Origin of the sequence: Bradyrhizobium sp. CCGUVB14 (assembly GCF_024199935.1) — a bacterium.
In the GTDB taxonomy this organism is placed as follows: Bacteria; Pseudomonadota; Alphaproteobacteria; order Rhizobiales; family Xanthobacteraceae; genus Bradyrhizobium.
Genome location: NZ_JANADS010000001.1, coordinates 9,548,088 through 9,565,568, shown reverse-complemented (window position 1 = coordinate 9,565,568; position 17,481 = coordinate 9,548,088). Strand labels below are relative to the sequence as shown.

The window sequence follows — 17,481 nt, the reverse complement described above, 5'->3', positions numbered from 1 at the left end:
CCCGGTGCGCCGCAACCGAGCGGCGTTTCCTTGGATCAAAGTGTTAATGAGCCAACGTTTCGGGACGTCTGCACGAAAAGGGGAAAATGGTTTCGTGCGCCGCCAAATTGTTTCGTCGGACAAGGCGCGACGAAACATTCGGACCAAAAAAGCGTGGAATTTCAATGTACGGAAAATACGGGAGTGTGGATTCGGACTAGGCCGAACGGGTGGGAACGTATTTGGGGGCCTTGCGTTCGCGGCGCACCACGCACAATGGCGTCGTCCCCGGGCGTGCGGATCGCCGGGACGGCGGTCCCGCAGGCGGCGCCGCCCTTACGCCTTCTCGCCTGCGGGCGAGAACAGGTAGCCGCCACCGCGGATGGTGCGAATCACGGCGGGCTTGGTCGGGTCGGGCTCGATCTTGCGGCGGATGCGCATGATGCGGAGATCGACCGCGCGGTCGAAGGCTTCGGCGTCGCGCGCATTGGCCAGTTCGAGCAGCCGCTCGCGCGACAGCACGCGCTTCGGATTGGCCGCAAACACTTTCAGCAGTCCGAATTCGGACGCGGTCAAAGGATGTTCGTTGCCTTCGTCGTCGCGCAGCGCCTGGGCTTCGAGGTCGAGCCACTTCGTCCCGAACCGTACAAGCTGATCCTTGTCCGATTTCGCGGGCGTAGCGTCAGCCGCAGCGGCTTTCACCGGCGTGCTCCGCCGCAGCACCGAGCGGATGCGCGCCATCAGCTCGCGCAGCTCGCAGGGTTTTGCGACGTAATCGTCGGCGCCGAGCTCGAGGCCGACCACGCGGTCGATCGGGCTCGCGGTCGCCGTGAGCATGATGACCGGCACGTTGATGCGGCTCTTGAGGTCGCGGATGATCGAGAGGCCGTCTTCCTCGGGCATGTTGAGGTCGAGCACGACGAGGTCGGGCATGCTGCCGTCGATCGCGGTGCGCAAGGACTTGCCGCCGTCGCACAGCGTCACGGTGAAGCCGTGCATCTTGAGGTAATCGCCGACCATCTCCCGGGCCGGGGCCTCGTCGTCGACGATCATGATGTGCTGGCTTTGTGTCATGTCACAGAGATCTCGGCACTCAAGGTTACGATAGTTCGGTCGCGGGCAGGGTGATGGTGAAAGTGGAGCCCTTGCCCGGGCCGTCGCTGTCGGCGGTTACGTCGCCGCCATGCATGTCGATAATACGCTTGACGATGGACAACCCAAGCCCCGTCGAGCTCTCACCTGCCGTCGGTTTTGCGGATAGCCGCTGGAACCGGCCGAACAGGCGGCCGAGATCCTCCGGCGACAGGCCGGCGCCCTCGTCGCTGACGCGGATGATGGTGTCGTTGCCCTCATGGGTGACCGCCACGGTGATCTTGCCGGCGATTGGCGAGTATTTGATGGCGTTGCTGATGAGGTTGTCGATCGCCTCGCGGATGCGGTCGGTGTCGCACATGGTGACGATATTGGCCGGCGCGGTGACATGGATGGCCTGCTGCTTGTTGACCGCGAGCGGCTGGTTGGCCTCGGCGACCTCCTTCACCAGCGCCGCGACGTCGACCGGCTCGCGACGGATGGTGATGTCGAAGGCATCCGCCATGGCGTCCGAGATCAGATGGTCGACCATCGTGGTCAGGCGCTTGGTGGCGTCGCGGATGTGATCGACCTGGGCGACCACGCCGTTCGACGAGGCGCCGGTCGAGATCAGCTCCTTCAGCATCTCGGTGCGACCGAGGATGACGCCGAGCGGGTTCTTCAGGTCATGCGCGACGGTGCCGAGAATCTCGTTCTTGAAGCCGTTGGCGCGCTGCAGCCGCAGCCATTGCGCCGAGAGCCGCCGGTTGGCCTGCATCAGCGCGCGGGTGCGCTGGGCGACGCGGTCTTCCAGCTGGGTGTTGGCGTCCTGGAGCTGCTGGTAGAGGATGACGTTGTCGAACGCGATCGAGAGCCTGGAGGAGAAGATCTCGACCAGCGAGCGGTCGGTCTCGGACAGATCGCGCTCGGACTGCAGCAGCACCACGACCTCGCGGCCACTTCCGGTGCGCAGGTAGATCACGCTGCGATGGTCGGCGAATTCGTTCTTGCGGCGCTGGAAGGCGGCCTCGACCATCTCGCGCAGATCGGGGTCGAGCGCCTTCGACGAGGTCGTGCCGATGAAGCGGCTGTAGCAGCCGCTGCCCGCGAGCACCGAGAGCTCGGGATCGACGCCGCCATTGTCGCGCAGGACCAGTATACCGGCGCAGTCGACATTGAGCAGCGAGGCGAGCTGGGTCAGCACGCCCTCGGCGAGCCGCTGCATCGACTTGAAGTCGTACAGCGTGGAGGCGGCATCGATGATGATCTCGAGCCCGCGCCTTGTCTGCACCATGCGCTCGAGCTGCTGGTAGGAGCGCAGCGCCGCGGTCAGCGAGGTGAACAGCTTGTCGGCGGTGAGCTCGGTCTTGGCCTTGTAGTCGTTGATGTCGTACTGCACGATCACGCGCCGCTCCGGCGCCTGGCCCGGCTGGCCCGTGCGCAGGATGATACGCACGGTCTCGTTCTTGAGCACGTTGCGGATGTATTCGACCAGCTCGAGGCCGGCGACGTCGGTCTCCATGATGACGTCGAGCAGCACCGCGGCGATGTCGTTGTGCGCCGCCATCAGCTTGCGACCTTCCGCCGCGGAATGCGCGGAGAGGATCTCCAGGCCCTGGCCGTTGAGGGTGTAGTCGGACAGCGCGAAGCGGGTGCCATCATGCACGGCCGGATCGTCGTCGATGACGGCGATTTTCCATTTCCGGGCGTCCATATCCTCCGACGCGGTACCGGTGTCGTCGATCAGGTGGAGGACATCGTCCTGTTCGGCCATTGCGAAGTCCCGTCACTTTCTGTGCTTTGCGCGCCGCCCTTGGCGATCCGCGGCATGATAATCCGAAAAGTAGTACCTTGTCCCAGCTTGGATTCCAGCATCATCCGCCCGCCCAGCTGCTGGGTGACGAGGTTATAGACGATATGAAGCCCGAGTCCCGTGCCACCTTCATTGCGCCGGGTGGTAAAGAATGGGTCAAAGGCCTGGCGCTGCACGTCGGGGGTCATGCCGGCCCCGTCATCGGCGAAGATGATCTCGATGTCGTCGGCGCCGCGCGGCCGCGCCGAGATCGTGATGGTGCCGGCGCGCCCGTCGGCGAAGGCATGGTTGGCGGCGTTGAGGAACAGGTTGGTCAGGATCTGGCCGTAGGAGCCGGGATAGCCGTCGAGCAACAGCCCCTCGGGCACGTCGACCTGGAGGGTGATCGGCGAGCGCTTCAGCACCGGGCGCAGGCTCGCGATGATCTGGTCGGTTGCTTCGCTCAATGAGAACTGCCGCCGCTCGGCGTGCGAACGGTCGACCGCGACCTGCTTGAACGACTGGATCAGCTCGCCGGCGCGGGTGAGGTTGGCGACGAGCTGCTGCGAGGCGTCGCGCGAGGACTGCACGAACTCTTCCAGCTGCGAGCGGCGCAAGCCGCCGTCGCCCCGGAGCTGGGCCTCGAAGATCTCGCTGCGGCGGGCAAAGCTCGAGGCCACCGTCAGGCTGATGCCGATGGGGTTGTTGACCTCGTGCGCGACGCCGGCGACGAGGCCGCCGAGGGCTGCGAGCCGCTCGGCATCGATCAGATTCTGCTGTGCGGTGTTGAGCTCGAGCAGCGCGCTCTCGGCCCTTTCCTTGGATGCGCGCAGCTCGTCCTCGGTCTCGCGCTTGGCGATGGCATTCTCGCGGAACACCTCCACCGCGCGCGCCATGGCGCCGACCTCGTCGCGGGCCTTGGTGCCCTGCACCTCGCGGCCGAGATCGCCGAGCGTGATCGCGCGCATCGCGGCCATGATCTGCTGCAGCGGCAGCCGGATCGACAGCGCGATCAACACGCCTGCGGAGAGGATGATGCCGAGGAAGATCACCGCAATAGAGAGAACGCGACGGGAGATGTCCGCCAGCGTGCGATCGAACGTCTCCTGCGCCTTCTGCTCGCGCTGGCGCATCTTGGTCGAGAGGTCGTCGATGGCGCCGATCGCCTCGGCCTGGCTGGCGTCGATGGTGTTGCGCAAGAGTTCGGTGCGGCTGGTCAGCTGCTCGGACAGCTTTGCAAAGCCCTCGCGCAGCGCCGTGGTGCGGGCGCCGAGCTTTTGCAGCGCCATGCGCTGCAAATCATTGTCGGCGAGATCGATCATCACCGGAATGGTCTTCTCGATCGTCTCGGTGTTGCGGCGCGCATCGTCGGCGGCGCCCGGCGACAGCGACAGATAGTAGGAATTGGCCGCGACCAGCATCGCCGTGAAGGCCTCGCGCGACTTGCCGAGCGAGGGCCAGATCAGCGCGTCGCGATGGCCGGTGGCGCCCTCGATGATGGAGTACAGGCCCGCCATGTCCTTGGCCGGACCCTGCACCTGCTCTTCATAGGTTTTGGCGATGGTCGCCTGCACGCTGCGCAGCTCGCCGAAGCCGTTGAGGAAGCGGTCGGTGGTGCGCTCCAGCTCCTCGACCGAGCCTGCCAGCATCGGGTCCTTGGCGGCGCGGTCGGTCAGCGTGCCCAGCACGGCTTCGCGCAGCAGCAGGATCTCCGCGAACAGGTCCGGGCTCGGCTGGTTGATGTAGCGGTGGATCAGGTTCTGCAGCCGCCCGGTCTCGCTTTCGAGCAGCGCCAGGATGCGGTCGGATTCGCGCACCTGGCGGACGTCGTCCCAGGCCGAGCCCAGCACCTGCGCGCCGTTCCAGATCATCGCGACCAGCACGATCACCACGGCGGAGTTCAGCGCCGCGATCGACAGGATGCGCCAGCGGATCGGCACCGCCCGCAGCAGGCCGACCAGCCGCGCGCGCACCCGCCCGATCGGGCCGGGCGGCTTGTCGACGTGCTCGCTGTGTCCAAGTGCAGCCAATCCGGCTCACTCCACCTTGCGAATGCGTTCGATCAGCGCGGCCGCGGCGGGATCCTTCGCGGCCTTGACGTACACCGGCGCCATCGCGTCCTCGAACGGCTTGCGGTCGATGTCCTTGACGACGGTGATGCCGGCGGCCTCCGCCTTGTGCTGCGACTGCTCCTCGAGGTCGCGCCACTTCTCGCGCATGAACTGGCTGGAGCGCAGCGCGGCCTCGCGGAAGATCCGTTGGTCGTCGGCCGACAGGCTGCGCCACGCCTTGAGCGAGATCACCAGCACCTCCGGGCTCATCGTGTGCTCGGTCAGGGTGTAGTAGCCGGCATATTTGTAATGGTCTGTCGTCACGAACGATGGCCAGTTGTTTTCGGCGCCGTCGATCAGATGGGTCGCGAGCCCCGTGAGCACCTGCCCGTAGGGCAATTCGACCGGCTCGGCGCCGAGCGAGCGGATCATCTGGCTCATCAACTCCGACTGCTGCACCCGGATCCGCAGGCCCTTGAGATCGGCGATGGTCTTCACCGGGCGGACGGCATTGTAGATCGAGCGCGCGCCGGAATCGTAGAAGGCGAGCCCGACGAAGCCGTAGGGCTCGAAGCTGCCCAGAATCTCGTTGCCGATCGGCCCGTCCAGCACCCTCTGCATGTGCTCGATGGACCGGAACAGGAACGGCATGGCGAGCACGTTCATCGCCGGAACGAAGTTGCCGATCAGGGCCACATTGGTCCGGTTGAGGTCGATCGCGCCCGCGCGGGTCTGCTCGATCGTCTCCTTCTCCTCGCCGAGCTGGCGGGAGTGAAACACCTTGACCTCGTGCCGCCCGCCGGTGCGCTCGGCGATCAGCGCGCCCATGTAGCGCAGCGCCTGGACGGTCGGATAATCCTCGGTCTGGGTGTCGGCGGCGCGGAATTCACGCGCTGCAGCCCCCGTCGCGCAGATCGCGAACAGAAGCGCGACGAAGATCACCCCGGCCCGAGAGAGTTCGGCACGGTTTAGCACTGGCACACTCAACCCCTCAGAGATGGAGTCTATGGCGGGACCAAAAGGTTCAATGCAATCTAGCAGATGGTAAAGGGAAGGCCATCCCGGGCCGCGCCCTCGGGCGATTGTGCGGCGCGGTCCGGCTTCATTCCCGGTTGAAACGCCGGGGACCGCGCCTTAAGCAGGGTATAGTCGCCTTTTGCCGCCTGATCCGGGAAGAGCCATCGTGACTTCATCATTGCGCTTTTTGCAGGTCGCCGCCGCCACTCTGGCCTTCGCCTTGAGCTGCGAGGCGCGCGCCGCCACCGACATCGCATGGTGGCACGCCATGTCGGGCGAGCTCGGCAAGCAGCTTGAAAAGCTCGCCACCGATTTCAACGCCTCGCAATCCGATTACCGCGTCGTGCCGACCTACAAGGGCAATTACACCGAGACGGTGACGGCCGCGATCTTCGCCTTCCGCTCGCGCAGCCAGCCCGCGATCGTGCAGGTCAACGAGGTCGCCACCGCGACCATGACCGCAGCCAAGGGCGCGATCTATCCGGTCTACAGCATGATGCGCGACATGGGCGAGCCGTTCTCGCTCAACGACTATCTTCCGGCCGTCTCCGGTTATTACACCGATGCGAGCGGCAATCTGCTGTCATTCCCGTTCAACTCGTCGACGCCGATCCTCTATTACAACAAGACCATGTTCCGCGACGCCGGGCTCGATCCGGAGACGCCGCCGAAGACGTGGCCCGAGCTCGGCGCCGCTGCAAAACGGCTGCGCGACCGCGGCGCCGTCTGCGGCTTCACCACGTCCTGGCCGTCCTGGATCCATGTCGAGAATCTGTCGGCGTTTCACAATCTGCCGCTGGCCACGCGTGCGAACGGCTTTGCCGGCCTCGATGCGGAATTGACCATCAACAATCCGGTCGTCGTGAAGCACATCGCCCAGCTCGCAGAATGGCAGAAGACAAAACTGTTCGACTATAGCGGTCGCGGGCAATCGGCCGAGCCGCGCTTCCAGAACGGCGAATGCGGCATCTTCATCGGCTCCTCGGCGACGCGCGCCGACATCAGGGCGAACTCGAAATTCGAGATCGGCTACGGCATGATGCCGTATTGGCCCGACGTGAAGGGCGCGCCGCAGAATTCCATCATCGGCGGCGCCACGCTGTGGGTGCTGCGCGACCGGCCGCGCGAGGAATACAAGGGCGTGGCGCGGTTCTTCGCCTATCTGTCCCAGCCCGGCGTGCAGGCCGCCTGGCACCAGAACACCGGCTATCTGCCGATCACCCGCGCCGCCTTCGAGCTGACGCGCGCGCAAGGATTTTACGAGCGCAATCCCGGCTCGGCGATCTCGTTCGAGGAGATCACGCTGCATCAGCCGACCGAGAATTCCAAGGGCATCAGGCTCGGCTCCTTCAACCTGATCCGCGGCACGATCGAGGAGGAGCTGGAGCAGGCCTTTGGCGGCCAGAAGAGCGCGCAAGCCGCGCTCGATACCGCGGTCGAGCGCGGCAACAAGCTGCTGCGCCAGTTCGAGCGCGCCAGCCCCGATAGGTAGTCGCGGCCGGAGCGCGCGCCTCGCCCTTCGAGACGACCGCTTTGCGGTCTCCTCAGGATGAGGCTAAGCACCGACGGCGGCCCCCGAGACCACAAACTCCGCCCTCATCCTGAGGAGCCCGCGAAAGCGGGCGTCTCGAAGGATGGCCGCAGGGACATTGCCTTCGATGACACTGCCTCACTTCGCCGACGCGCAGACCTTTCGCGCCTGGCGCTCCCAGCCACAGCAATGGCTGCCGATCGCACTCGACATCGCGCGCGGCCACGGTGTCGACACCGGCGCGCCGCACGTGTTTTCGACCGGCACCAACCTCGTGGTCGGGCTCGGTGAGAAGCTGATCCTGAAAATCTTCCCGCCGCTGCTGCATGCGCAATTCGTTTCCGAGCGCGGTTCGCTGATGCAGCTCAAAGGCCGGCTTCATCTGCCGATCCCCGAGATCGTCGCGGAGGGGATGCGCGACGGCTGGCCCCATCTGATCATCACGCGCCTTTCCGGCACACTCGGCTCGGAGATCTGGCCCTCATTGCCCGAAGCGCAGAAGGAGCGCGTGCTGCGCCAGATCGGCGAGACCATCGCTGCCGTGCAGCGCGCGCCGCTCGGCCCGCTCGCGCAAATCGAGCCGCGCTGGAGCGACTTCATGCGCACGCAGATGCTGGGCTGCCGCGCGCGGCACACCCGTCTCGGCCTTGCGCCGAAATTCCTGGCCGGCCTCGACGATCTCCTGCGTGATGCCGCGACGCTGATTCCGATGGATGCGCCGCCGGTGATCCTGATCGGCGAATACATTCCGGAGAACTTCCTGCTCACGTCCCGTAACGGCGACTGGTCGCTCGCCGGCCTGTTCGATTTCGGCGACGTCAGGGCGGGCTGGCGCGATTATGATCTGCTCGGCCCGAGCGCCTTCATGTCGGCGGGCCGGCCGGGGAGGGTGCGCAGCCTGCTCGAGGGTTTTGGCTACGAGAAGCCAGACTTCGCGCTCAAGCGCCGCCTGATGGCGCTGATGCTGCTGCACCAGGCCAGCGACCTCAACAGCCACATCTGTATCGAAGGCTGGCAGGACAAGGTGAACGATCTGGTCGAGCTTCAGGAATTGATCTGGGCGGAGTGATGGCGCGGCCTCAAGATCCGCCGTCGTCCCGGCGAACGCCGGGACCCATAACCTCAGGGAGTAGTTTGACGGAGACCAGCACTTACCAGTTCTCCGCTTGGTAAAATCGCCTGCGCTGACCGGATGGATCACGCGGTATGGGTCCCGGCGTTCGCCGGGACGACGGGAGCCTATCCCTTCCGCTGGATCAGCGCGGCTGCCTTGCTGAGGACGCTGATGACGGCGGCATATCCGGTCGGTTCTGCCCCGTCCCTCTTGATCGCCGACACGATGCCGGAGAATACCGCGCGGCACTGCGTAATGGCGGAGAGGGCCTGGGCCTTGGTGCCGGCTGCTCTCAATTGCGAAGCCGCGGTCTGCAGGGCGCTTCGTGCTTCCGGCTTCGCGTTCCGCGTCAGGGTGCCGTTCATCCGGTCGAGCACGTCTGCGACGCAGTTGTAGAGCGCCTTGCCGGCGTTGTTGCTGCACGCGTCGAGACCAGCATTGCCAACCGCGGCGGCCGCGCCGGATCCGCCGCCCGCTTGCGCTGGGCCTGCACCCAGTGGCATCGCTGCGAACAGCAGCAAGGCCATGATCACCCGCAGGCCCGTCGCACGGAGGCCCCTGGAGGCCCCGAGAATCAGTGTCGTCATGTCTTTCCCCCTCTTATCGCGGTGCCGTTGGTGTCACCGCATTGCCCACCGTGAATTCGCACGGCACCGTCGTCAGCCTCGGTTCACCCTTAAGCGCGAATAGCCGCTCCCACTGTGATCTGCGGCACACGACGCCGCTCGGTGCGTCCTCGACGATGACGACGGCATAAAGCCGGTCGCGTTTCTGGAATGCCTTGATGCTGGTGTCTTCAGGAAAGGTCTGCAGCAGCGTCAGCACGCCGTGACCGCTATCGACGTCGGCGGCGACGCCCGCGATCCCCGAAATGGTGCGCCATTTGCCGCCCTCGATGGTGGCGCCGATGAAGGTGCCCTCGGTCACGGTGTTCTGGAGAATCTTCTGCTTGAGGAAGTCGGGCCCGAGCTCGGCGCTCTGGCGCAGCCGGTTCTTCAGGCTCGGCGAGTAGAAGATCTTGTCGGTGCCGCCCTGAAACACGATGGTCGTGCCTTCGGGCCCGCCGGCAATCAGGTTCTGGAATTCACGGCCGCTCAGGACGCCGGCCGAAACGGGCGCTGCGCGAAAGGCTATCAGCGCGATCGCCATTGCGACGCGCAGGACGGAGCCGGATATCGAGCGGGGATTTTGATCAGGCATGAGGGGCGGAAAAGGAGTCTTGAAAAGCTCAATTCTAGATAGAAGCCGGTCGCGCGTCGAGGGAGCTTCGTCGTAAACAAAGGTGTGGCGATGTGCTCAGCTGCGCTCCCTCCCCCCTTGCGGGGGAGGGCGGGGGAGAGGGGTGGCTCCGGGCGACGTCAGAGTTCGTGGCCACCCCTCTCCCTGCCCCTCCCCCGCAAGGGGGGAGGGAATGAAAGAGTGTACGTCCCTCACGATGGTGTCACCCAACATGACAGCGCAACATCGTTTGCGTAACGTCCTGTGGGGGCAGTGTGATGATGCAGTTGCTAAGAAGTCGTCTTGCCGTGTTGTTGGCAGCAGCGCTCATGGCGCTCGCCGCCGGCGCCTCGCGCGCCGCACCAGACACGCGAAAATCGGTCGCAGATTCCGCGCCGCGGCTGGCGCTGGTGATCGGCAACGCCAATTACGCAAAACTCGGCACGCTCGCCAATCCCGGACACGATGCGCAATTGATCGCGGATCGGCTGCGGCAGACCGGTTTCGAGGTGACGGCGGTCGCCGACCGCGACCTGAAAAGCCTGTCGGAGGACGTCGAGGCGTTCGCGCAGAAGATCAAGGCGCGGGGCCCTGCGACCGTCGCCGTGCTCTATTATGCCGGCCATGGCGTCGAGAGCGACGGCGCCAACTACCTCGTGCCTGTCAATGCCGACATCAAGCGCCGCGCCGACATCGTGCCGCAATCGCTGAGCGTCAAGCGCGTCGCCGATCGCCTGTCGTCTTCAGGCAATGCGCTCAACATCCTCATCGTCGATGCCTGCCGCGATAATCCGTTTCCGCCGGGCGTGGCGGCAAGTGCGCCCGGACTGGTGCCGATGGGCGCCGTCTATGGCGTGTTCATCGCCTCGGCGACGGGCTCGGGCAAGACGGCCTATGATGGTGACGACGGCCACAGCCCCTACACCAGGGCGCTGGCGGACGCGATGATCGTGCCCGGCGAGCGGCTGGAGGACGTGTTCAAGAGCGTGCGCCGCCAGGTGCGGCTGTCCACCGGCGAGCAGCAGATCCCCTGGGAATCCACCTCGCTCGAGCTCGACTTCTTCTTCGTGCCGCCACCGCCGCCGCCGAGCCAAGCCGCGCAATTGCTCGCGGCGGCCAGGGAGACAGGCAATGTCGCGCTCTACGATCTCCTGGTCGATCGTTTCCCGACGAGCCCGGAAGCCGGTGTGGCCCGCACCGCCGCGGCTGAATTGAGAAAGAGCGCGGCCGCGAGCGGGCCCGCGGCTGCGTCCGCGGCGTCCCTGGTGCTCGATCGTGCGCGGCAGACCAGAACGCCGGAGGCCTACGATCTCGTCGCCGCGCTGTTTCCGGATACGCCCGAGGCGGACGAGGCGCGCGCCGCCGCCTCGCGCCTGCGCGAGATTACGGTGCTCGACAGTGCCGGGCCGACCTATGAGGGCCGCGAGCTGGTGCAGCTCATCCAGGCCGAGCTGACGCGGCTCGATTGCTTTGTCGGCGAGCAGGGCGGCGCGTTCGATGCTGCCACCATTCAGGGCCTGCGCCGGGCCTCGCTGCTCTCCGACGAGCATTATCTCTGGCACCGTCCGACCATGGCCGCGCTGCGGGCCCTGAAGAAGGTCGACAGCCGCGACGGCTGCGCGCGGCAGAGGACCGTCGCGGCGCCGCGCTGCCTGCGGGTCAACAACGAGGACTTTTGCCAGTAGCGTCGCCCATGAATTGGGCCGTCGCTCCGTTCGGATTATTTTATGTGCAAAGACGCATCTTTGTATGCAATGTCCGAGCTCTGAGCAAAGGCGTTATCGTGCCTTCGTTAGAGTTTCCGTCATGATATCTGATACTTAAGCCGCGAGTAAGGCTTCGTTAAGGTCTGGCACGAACCTTGCGAATCCAGTTCCAACCAGAAACTTTTGAGTTGGAGCATCCTCATGAAGCGCCGCGATTTCCTCAAGTCCGTGTCCGGATTGGCCGCCGGCGCGGCGCTCCCCATCGCGCCGCAGGTCATTTCCGCGGCCTATGCCGACGCCCGCTCGGAGACGCTGCTGATCGTCTCGGAAGGCGGGCCGAACAATCTCGACATCCACGGCGTCGGCACCAACGTGCCCGGCTATGAAGTGTCCTGGAATTGCTACGACCGGCTGATCAGCCACGAGATGAAGACCGGTCCTGGCGGCGTGCCGTATTACGACCGCGACAAGTTCAAGGGCGAGCTCGCCGAGGAGTTCAAGATCGACGACATGTCGGTCACCTTCAAGCTGCGCAAGAACGCCAAATTCCATGACGGCACGCCCGTCACCGCCAAGGACGTGAAATGGTCGCTCGACCGCGCCGTCAGCGTCGGCGGCTTCCCGACCTTCCAGATGAGTGCGGGCTCGCTCACCAAGCCGGAGCAGTTCGTCGTCATCGACGACACCACCGTGCGCGTCGACTTCCTGAAGAAGGACCGGCTGACGGTCCCCGATCTCGCCGTCATCGTGCCCTGCATCGTCAACTCCGAGCTGGTGAAGAAGAACGCGAGTGAGAAGGATCCCTGGGGCCTCGAGTTCACCAAGCAGCAGACCGCGGGCTCAGGCGCCTACAAGGTGACGAAGTGGACCGCCGGCACCGAAGTCGTCATGGAGCGCAACGAGGATTGGGTCTGCGGTCCGCTGCCGAAGATCAAGCGCGTGATCTGGCGCATGGTGCCGCAGGCCGGCAACCGCCGCGCGCTGCTGGAGCGCGGCGACGCCGACATCTCCTACGAACTCCCGAACAAGGATTTCCAGGAGATGAAGGCCAACGGCAAGCTCAACGTGGTGTCGCTGCCGTTCTCCAACGGCATCCAGTATATCGGCATGAATGTCACCAAGCCGCCGTTCGACAATCCGAAGGTCCGCCAGGCCGTCGCCTACGCGCTGCCCTATCAGAAGATCATGGACGCCGTGATGTTCGGGCTCGCGAACCCGATGTTCGGCGCACCTGCGGACAAGCCGACCGAAGTCGCCTGGCCGCAGCCGCATAAATTCAACACCGACATCGAGAAGGCGAAGGCGCTGATGGCGGAAGCCGGCCTCGCCGGCGGCTTCGAGACCACGATCTCGTTCGACCTGAATTTTGCCGGCGTCAACGAGCCGCTCTGCGTGCTGGTGCAGGAGAGCCTCGCCCAGATCGGCATCAAGACCACCATCAACAAGGTGCCCGGCGCTAACTGGCGCACCGAGTTGAACAAGAAAGAGATGCCGCTCTTCACCAACGTGTTCTCGGGCTGGCTCGATTACCCCGAATACTTCTTCTACTGGTGCTATCACGGCAACAATTCCGTCTTCAACACCATGAGCTACAAGTCGGCGGAGATGGACAAGCTGATCGACGGCGCGCGCACCGCAGCCGCCACCGGCGACACCGCGACCTACGATGCCGACGTGAAAGGCTTCGTCGATCTCGCCTACACCGACATCCCGCGCATCCCGCTGTACCAGCCCTTCGTCAACGTCGCGATGCAGAAGAACATCTCGGGCTATCAATACTGGTTCCACCGCCGCCTCGACTACCGCGCGATGGCGAAGGGGTGAGGGGATGCTGATCGTCGGCGACGCATCGGCATGTGTTGGGTTTCTTGATTCGAGTGAGGCAGCCACCGCTCTCTCACTCCCTCCCCCCTTGCGGGGGAGGGGCGGGGAGAGGGGTAGCCACAAACTCCGATCTCTCCCGCGGCCACCCCTCTCCCTAACCCTCCCCCGCAAGGGGGGAGGGGACCCAGCGGTGTGCGCGGCGCCAGCTCATTTCAACATCAGGAGCACCCCATGCTGACCATGATCGGCAAGCGCCTGATGTTCGCGATTCCCTCGCTGATCGGCGTCGTCATCGTCACCTTCCTGCTGACGCGCGCGCTGCCGGGTGATCCGGCCGCGTACTTCGCCGGCCCCGCCGCCACCAAGGAAGCGGTCGAGCAGATCCGTAAAAAACTCGGCCTCGACAAGCCGCTGATCGAGCAGTTCTTCCGCTACACCAACGATCTCGCCCATGGCGATTTCGGCAATTCGCTGACGACTGGCCAGCCGGTCGCCGCCGAAATCCGCAGCCGCCTGCCGGCTTCCGCCGAGCTGACGCTGCTCGGTCTCATCGTCTCCATCGTCATCGCCATCCCGCTTGGCGTGCTCGCAGCAACGCGACCTGGGTCATGGATCGACCATCTCTGTCGCATCACGACGACCGCGGGCGTGTCGCTGCCCGTATTCTTCACCGGCCTCGTGCTGGTCTATGTCTTCTATTTCCGGCTCGGCTGGTCGCCCGCGCCGCTCGGCCGGCTCGACGTGTTCTACAGCGCGCCGCCGACGGTGACCGGCTTCTATCTGATCGACACGCTGATCGCGCGTGACTTCGAAGCATTCCGCTCGGCATTGAGCCAGCTGATCCTGCCCGCGACGACGCTCGCGATCTTCTCGCTGGCGCCGATCGCGCGCATGACGCGCGCCTCGATGCTTGCGGTGCTCGCATCCGAATTCGTCCGCACCGCGCGCGCCAGCGGCCTGTCGCCGACCACCGTCATCGTCACTTACGCGTTTCGCAATGCGATGCTGCCCGTCATCACCACGCTCAGCATGGTGTTCTCCTTCCTGCTCGGGGCCAACGTGCTGGTCGAAAAAGTATTCGCCTGGCCCGGCATCGGCTCCTACGCGGTGGAAGCGCTGATCTCGTCCGACTTCGCGCCGGTGCAGGGTTTTGTCCTCACCATGGCGGTGATGTACGTGCTGCTCAATCTCGTGATCGACATTTTGTACGGCGTGATCGATCCACGCGTGCGGTTGGAGGGCTGAACGATGAGCTCCGTTGCGCCTGCCATTGAACCCGTCGGCCCCGCCCGCACATCGGGACTCACCGCGATCCTCGAACAGACCCGTTACGTCCTCAGCGAAAACAAGGTCACGGGCTTTGCCTTCGCCTTGTTGGTCGTGATCCTGATCGCGGCGATCTTCGGTCCCTATGTGGTGCCGTATGACCCGCTGGCGTCCGACACCGCCGCGGCTCTGAAACCGCCGTCGGCGGCGCATTGGTTCGGCACCGACCAATTGGGCCGCGACATCTTCAGCCGCGTCGTGGTGGCAACGCGGCTCGATACGTTCATCGCGGTCGCCTCCGTCGTGCTGGTGTTCCTGATGGGTGGCCTCGCCGGCATTGCCGCCGGCTATTTCGGCGGCTGGACCGACCGCATCGTCGGCCGCATCGCCGACACCATCATGGCGTTCCCGCTGTTCGTGCTGGCGATGGGCATTGTCGCTGCGCTCGGCAACACCGTGCAGAACATCATCCTGGCCACGGCCATCGTGAACTTCCCGCTCTATGCCCGCGTCGCGCGCGCGGAAGCCAACGTGCGCCGCAATGCCGGCTTCGTGCAGGCGGCGCGCCTCTCCGGCAACGGCGAATTCCGCATCCTGCTGGTGCACATCCTGCCGAACATCATGCCGATCATGATCGTGCAGATGTCGCTGACCATGGGCTACGCGATCCTCAACGCCGCCGGTCTCTCCTTCATCGGCCTCGGCGTCCGGCCGCCCACCGCCGAATGGGGCATCATGGTCGCCGAGGGCGCGGGCTTCATGGTCTCGGGCGAATGGTGGATCGCGCTCTTCCCCGGCCTCGCCCTGATGATCGCCGTGTTCTGCTTCAACCTCCTCGGCGACGGCCTGCGCGACATCGTCGACCCCCAGCGGAGGACGTGATGGCTGCAGCTTTTCGGCAAAAATTCTCCAACGATTCCAATGCCGCTCTACTGTGCATGGGGTTGTTTTCGAGCTCTTTGAGCCGCGGGGGACCCGCATGACCGCCCAACCGCTGCTCGACGTCCAGGATCTCACCGTCGAATTCACCACCCGCCGCGGCATCGTCAAAGCCGTGCAGCACGTCAACATCTCCGTCGCCAAGGGCGAGACGCTCGCCATCGTCGGCGAGTCCGGCTCCGGCAAGTCGGTGACGTCCTACGCGGTGATGCGCATCCTCGATCGCGCCGGCAAGATCGCCGAGGGCTCGGTGATGTTTTCCGGCATCGACGTCAAGGCCGCGTCTGAGGCCCAGATGCGCGATCTGCGCGGCCGCGAAGTCTCGATGATCTTTCAGAACCCGCGCGCGGCGCTGAACCCGATCCGTAAAGTCGGCGACCAGATCGAGGACGTGCTGCGCACCCATGTGCAGCAAGCGATGGTTTCGGACCACGGAGAAAAGGCGATCGAGGCGCTGGAGCAGGTCAAGATCGCCCGCCCGCGCGAGCGCTACCACGCCTATCCGTTCGAATTGTCCGGCGGCATGTGCCAGCGCGTCGTCATCGCGCTCGCGCTCGCCTGCAATCCGCAGCTGTTGATCGCCGACGAGCCGACCACCGGTCTTGACGTCACCACGCAGAAGGCGGTGATGGACCTGATCGTCGAACTCACAAAACGCAAGGCGATGTCGACCATCCTGATCACCCACGACCTCGGCCTCGCCGCCGCCTATTGCGACCGTGTCGTGGTGATGGAGAAGGGCCGCGTCGTCGAGACCGCCAAGGCCGCCGACATTTTTGCGAACCCGCAGCACCCCTATACGAAGAAGCTGATGCGCGCGACGCCGCGGCTCGGTGTGTCGCTGCGGGATCTGTTGCCCGAGGAGGAGGGCGCACCCGCCGCGCCTGCTGAATCCGCCCCCGGCATCGCAAAGGGGCAAAAGCCCCTCCTGCTCATCGAAAAGCTCGTCAAGGAATATCCCCGCCAGGGCGCCACCGCCACGCTTGGAAAGCTGTTCGGCCGCAAGCCGCCCGTGGAGCCCGATGTGTTCCGCGCGGTCGATGGCATCAGCTTCTCGATCGGCCATGGCGAAAGCGTCGGCCTGGTCGGCGAATCCGGCTGCGGCAAATCGACCACGTCGATGATGGTGATGCGGCTCCTCGACCAGACCTCCGGCCTGATCCAGTTCGACGGCGAAGACATCGGCGGCATTCAGCCCGCCTCCTTTGCCCGCCTGCCGCAGCGCAGCCGCATCCAGATGGTGTTCCAGGATCCGACCGACAGCCTCAACCCGCGCTTCACCGCGGTGCGCGCCATCGCCGATCCGATCATGCAGCTCGGCGACATCAGGGGACGCGATGCGCTTCGCGCCCGCTGCGAGGAGCTGGCCACCATGGTCGGCCTGCCGCACAATCTGCTGGATCGTTTCCCGCACCAGCTCTCCGGCGGCCAGAAGGCCCGCGTCGGCATTGCGCGGGCCATCGCGCTGCACCCCAAGCTCGTCATCCTGGACGAGCCGACCGCGGCGCTGGACGTGTCCGTGCAGGCCGTCGTCCTGAACCTGCTTCAGGACCTCAAGGCACGGCTAGGTATGAGCTATCTGTTCGTCTCGCATGATTTGAATGTAGTGCGCTTGTTGTGCGATCGTGTCATTGTGATGCGGACGGGGCGGATCGTCGAGGAAGGCTCTTCCGAGAAGGTCCTCAGCGATCCGCAGGACGACTACACCAAGGAGCTGCTGACGGCGATCCCGCATCCGCCGCTGCCGGTTCACTGAGAGTGCACTGAGAGACTGTTTGGGAGCGTGATGGCCGAGCCGCTGGACGATTATATTGACGCCGTATCGAAAGCGCTGGCGCTGCCGGTCGAGGAGGCCTGGAGGCCCGCGGTGCGCGCCAATCTCGAAGTGTCGCTGCGGCTCGCCCGCCTGGTCGACGAATTCGCGCTGCCGGACGAGACCGAGCCGGCGCCGATCTTCACGGCCTGATGCTGCC

Annotated in this window: 14 protein-coding genes; 8 read left to right on the top strand and 6 right to left on the bottom strand. The window is 65.1% G+C overall.

Features of this window, described 5'->3' with window-relative positions:
- Window positions 1-315 precede the first annotated feature (315 nt).
- From NLM32_RS44790 to NLM32_RS44775, 4 genes are read right to left on the bottom strand one after another with little or no spacing between them, the layout of a single operon-like run.
- Window positions 316-1,053 (bottom strand): response regulator, encoded by a 738-nt coding sequence (locus tag NLM32_RS44790; protein ID WP_254135010.1) that lies wholly within the window; start codon window positions 1,051-1,053, stop codon window positions 316-318.
- A 25-nt stretch (window positions 1,054-1,078) separates the two neighbouring features.
- Window positions 1,079-2,824: a DUF3369 domain-containing protein gene (locus NLM32_RS44785; protein WP_254135009.1), complete on the bottom strand. Its 1,746-nt coding sequence runs from the start codon at window positions 2,822-2,824 to the stop codon at window positions 1,079-1,081.
- Window positions 2,794-4,872, bottom strand: coding sequence for an ATP-binding protein (locus NLM32_RS44780; RefSeq protein ID WP_254135008.1), 2,079 nt, complete (start codon window positions 4,870-4,872; stop codon window positions 2,794-2,796). The genes NLM32_RS44785 and NLM32_RS44780 overlap by 31 nt, the downstream gene beginning before the upstream one ends.
- A 6-nt stretch (window positions 4,873-4,878) precedes the next feature.
- Complete coding sequence (locus NLM32_RS44775; protein WP_254135007.1) at window positions 4,879-5,874, bottom strand: TRAP transporter substrate-binding protein; 996 nt, start codon at window positions 5,872-5,874, stop codon at window positions 4,879-4,881.
- Between the two features lie 202 nt (window positions 5,875-6,076).
- Between NLM32_RS44775 and ugpB the strand changes: the two genes are divergently transcribed.
- Together ugpB and NLM32_RS44765 are read left to right on the top strand one after the other, a co-directional pair.
- The gene (gene ugpB / locus NLM32_RS44770) at window positions 6,077-7,402 is read left to right on the top strand and encodes a sn-glycerol-3-phosphate ABC transporter substrate-binding protein UgpB (protein WP_254135006.1); all 1,326 of its coding nucleotides are present in this window, start codon (window positions 6,077-6,079) and stop codon (window positions 7,400-7,402) included.
- Between the two features lie 166 nt (window positions 7,403-7,568).
- On the top strand, window positions 7,569-8,510 hold the full coding sequence (locus NLM32_RS44765; protein WP_254135005.1) for a phosphotransferase: 942 nt from the start codon (window positions 7,569-7,571) through the stop codon (window positions 8,508-8,510).
- A 170-nt stretch (window positions 8,511-8,680) separates the two neighbouring features.
- Here the strand turns inward: NLM32_RS44765 and NLM32_RS44760 are convergent, their stop codons facing one another.
- Together NLM32_RS44760 and NLM32_RS44755 are read right to left on the bottom strand one after the other, a co-directional pair.
- Window positions 8,681-9,142: a hypothetical protein gene (locus NLM32_RS44760; protein ID WP_254135004.1), complete on the bottom strand. Its 462-nt coding sequence runs from the start codon at window positions 9,140-9,142 to the stop codon at window positions 8,681-8,683.
- Window positions 9,143-9,155: 13 nt separating this feature from the next.
- Complete coding sequence (locus NLM32_RS44755) at window positions 9,156-9,704, bottom strand: hypothetical protein (protein WP_254135003.1); 549 nt, start codon at window positions 9,702-9,704, stop codon at window positions 9,156-9,158.
- A gap of 347 nt (window positions 9,705-10,051) precedes the next feature.
- On the opposite strand from NLM32_RS44755, the gene NLM32_RS44750 reads away from it, so the two are divergent.
- The 6 genes from NLM32_RS44750 (at window position 10,052) to NLM32_RS44725 (ending at window position 17,474) form a co-directional block, all read left to right on the top strand.
- Window positions 10,052-11,458, top strand: coding sequence for a caspase family protein (locus NLM32_RS44750; protein WP_254135002.1), 1,407 nt, complete (start codon window positions 10,052-10,054; stop codon window positions 11,456-11,458).
- A 222-nt stretch (window positions 11,459-11,680) separates the two neighbouring features.
- Window positions 11,681-13,303: an ABC transporter substrate-binding protein gene (locus NLM32_RS44745; RefSeq protein WP_254135001.1), complete on the top strand. Its 1,623-nt coding sequence runs from the start codon at window positions 11,681-11,683 to the stop codon at window positions 13,301-13,303.
- Window positions 13,304-13,534: 231 nt separating this feature from the next.
- Window positions 13,535-14,548: an ABC transporter permease gene (locus NLM32_RS44740; RefSeq protein ID WP_254135000.1), complete on the top strand. Its 1,014-nt coding sequence runs from the start codon at window positions 13,535-13,537 to the stop codon at window positions 14,546-14,548.
- A gap of 3 nt (window positions 14,549-14,551) precedes the next feature.
- Complete coding sequence (locus NLM32_RS44735; protein WP_254134999.1) at window positions 14,552-15,451, top strand: ABC transporter permease; 900 nt, start codon at window positions 14,552-14,554, stop codon at window positions 15,449-15,451.
- A gap of 97 nt (window positions 15,452-15,548) precedes the next feature.
- Window positions 15,549-17,264, top strand: a complete 1,716-nt coding sequence (locus NLM32_RS44730) for an ABC transporter ATP-binding protein (protein ID WP_254134998.1) — start codon at window positions 15,549-15,551, stop codon at window positions 17,262-17,264.
- A gap of 30 nt (window positions 17,265-17,294) precedes the next feature.
- A complete protein-coding gene (locus NLM32_RS44725) occupies window positions 17,295-17,474 on the top strand; it encodes a DUF4089 domain-containing protein (RefSeq protein ID WP_018316853.1) in 180 nt (59 codons plus the stop codon).
- The last annotated feature ends 7 nt before the right edge of the window (window positions 17,475-17,481 follow it).

Coding starts and splice junctions, on each gene's coding strand:
- NLM32_RS44740 (WP_254135000.1), top strand. CDS start 13,535: ATGCTGACCATGATCGGCAAGCGCCTGATGTTCGCGATTCCCTCGCTG.
- NLM32_RS44735 (WP_254134999.1), top strand. CDS start 14,552: ATGAGCTCCGTTGCGCCTGCCATTGAACCCGTCGGCCCCGCCCGCACA.
- NLM32_RS44730 (WP_254134998.1), top strand. CDS start 15,549: ATGACCGCCCAACCGCTGCTCGACGTCCAGGATCTCACCGTCGAATTC.
- NLM32_RS44765 (WP_254135005.1), top strand. CDS start 7,569: ATGACACTGCCTCACTTCGCCGACGCGCAGACCTTTCGCGCCTGGCGC.
- NLM32_RS44790 (WP_254135010.1), bottom strand. CDS start 1,053: ATGACACAAAGCCAGCACATCATGATCGTCGACGACGAGGCCCCGGCC.
- NLM32_RS44785 (WP_254135009.1), bottom strand. CDS start 2,824: ATGGCCGAACAGGACGATGTCCTCCACCTGATCGACGACACCGGTACC.
- NLM32_RS44755 (WP_254135003.1), bottom strand. CDS start 9,704: ATGGCGATCGCGCTGATAGCCTTTCGCGCAGCGCCCGTTTCGGCCGGC.
- NLM32_RS44725 (WP_018316853.1), top strand. CDS start 17,295: ATGGCCGAGCCGCTGGACGATTATATTGACGCCGTATCGAAAGCGCTG.
- NLM32_RS44745 (WP_254135001.1), top strand. CDS start 11,681: ATGAAGCGCCGCGATTTCCTCAAGTCCGTGTCCGGATTGGCCGCCGGC.
- NLM32_RS44750 (WP_254135002.1), top strand. CDS start 10,052: ATGATGCAGTTGCTAAGAAGTCGTCTTGCCGTGTTGTTGGCAGCAGCG.
- NLM32_RS44760 (WP_254135004.1), bottom strand. CDS start 9,142: ATGACGACACTGATTCTCGGGGCCTCCAGGGGCCTCCGTGCGACGGGC.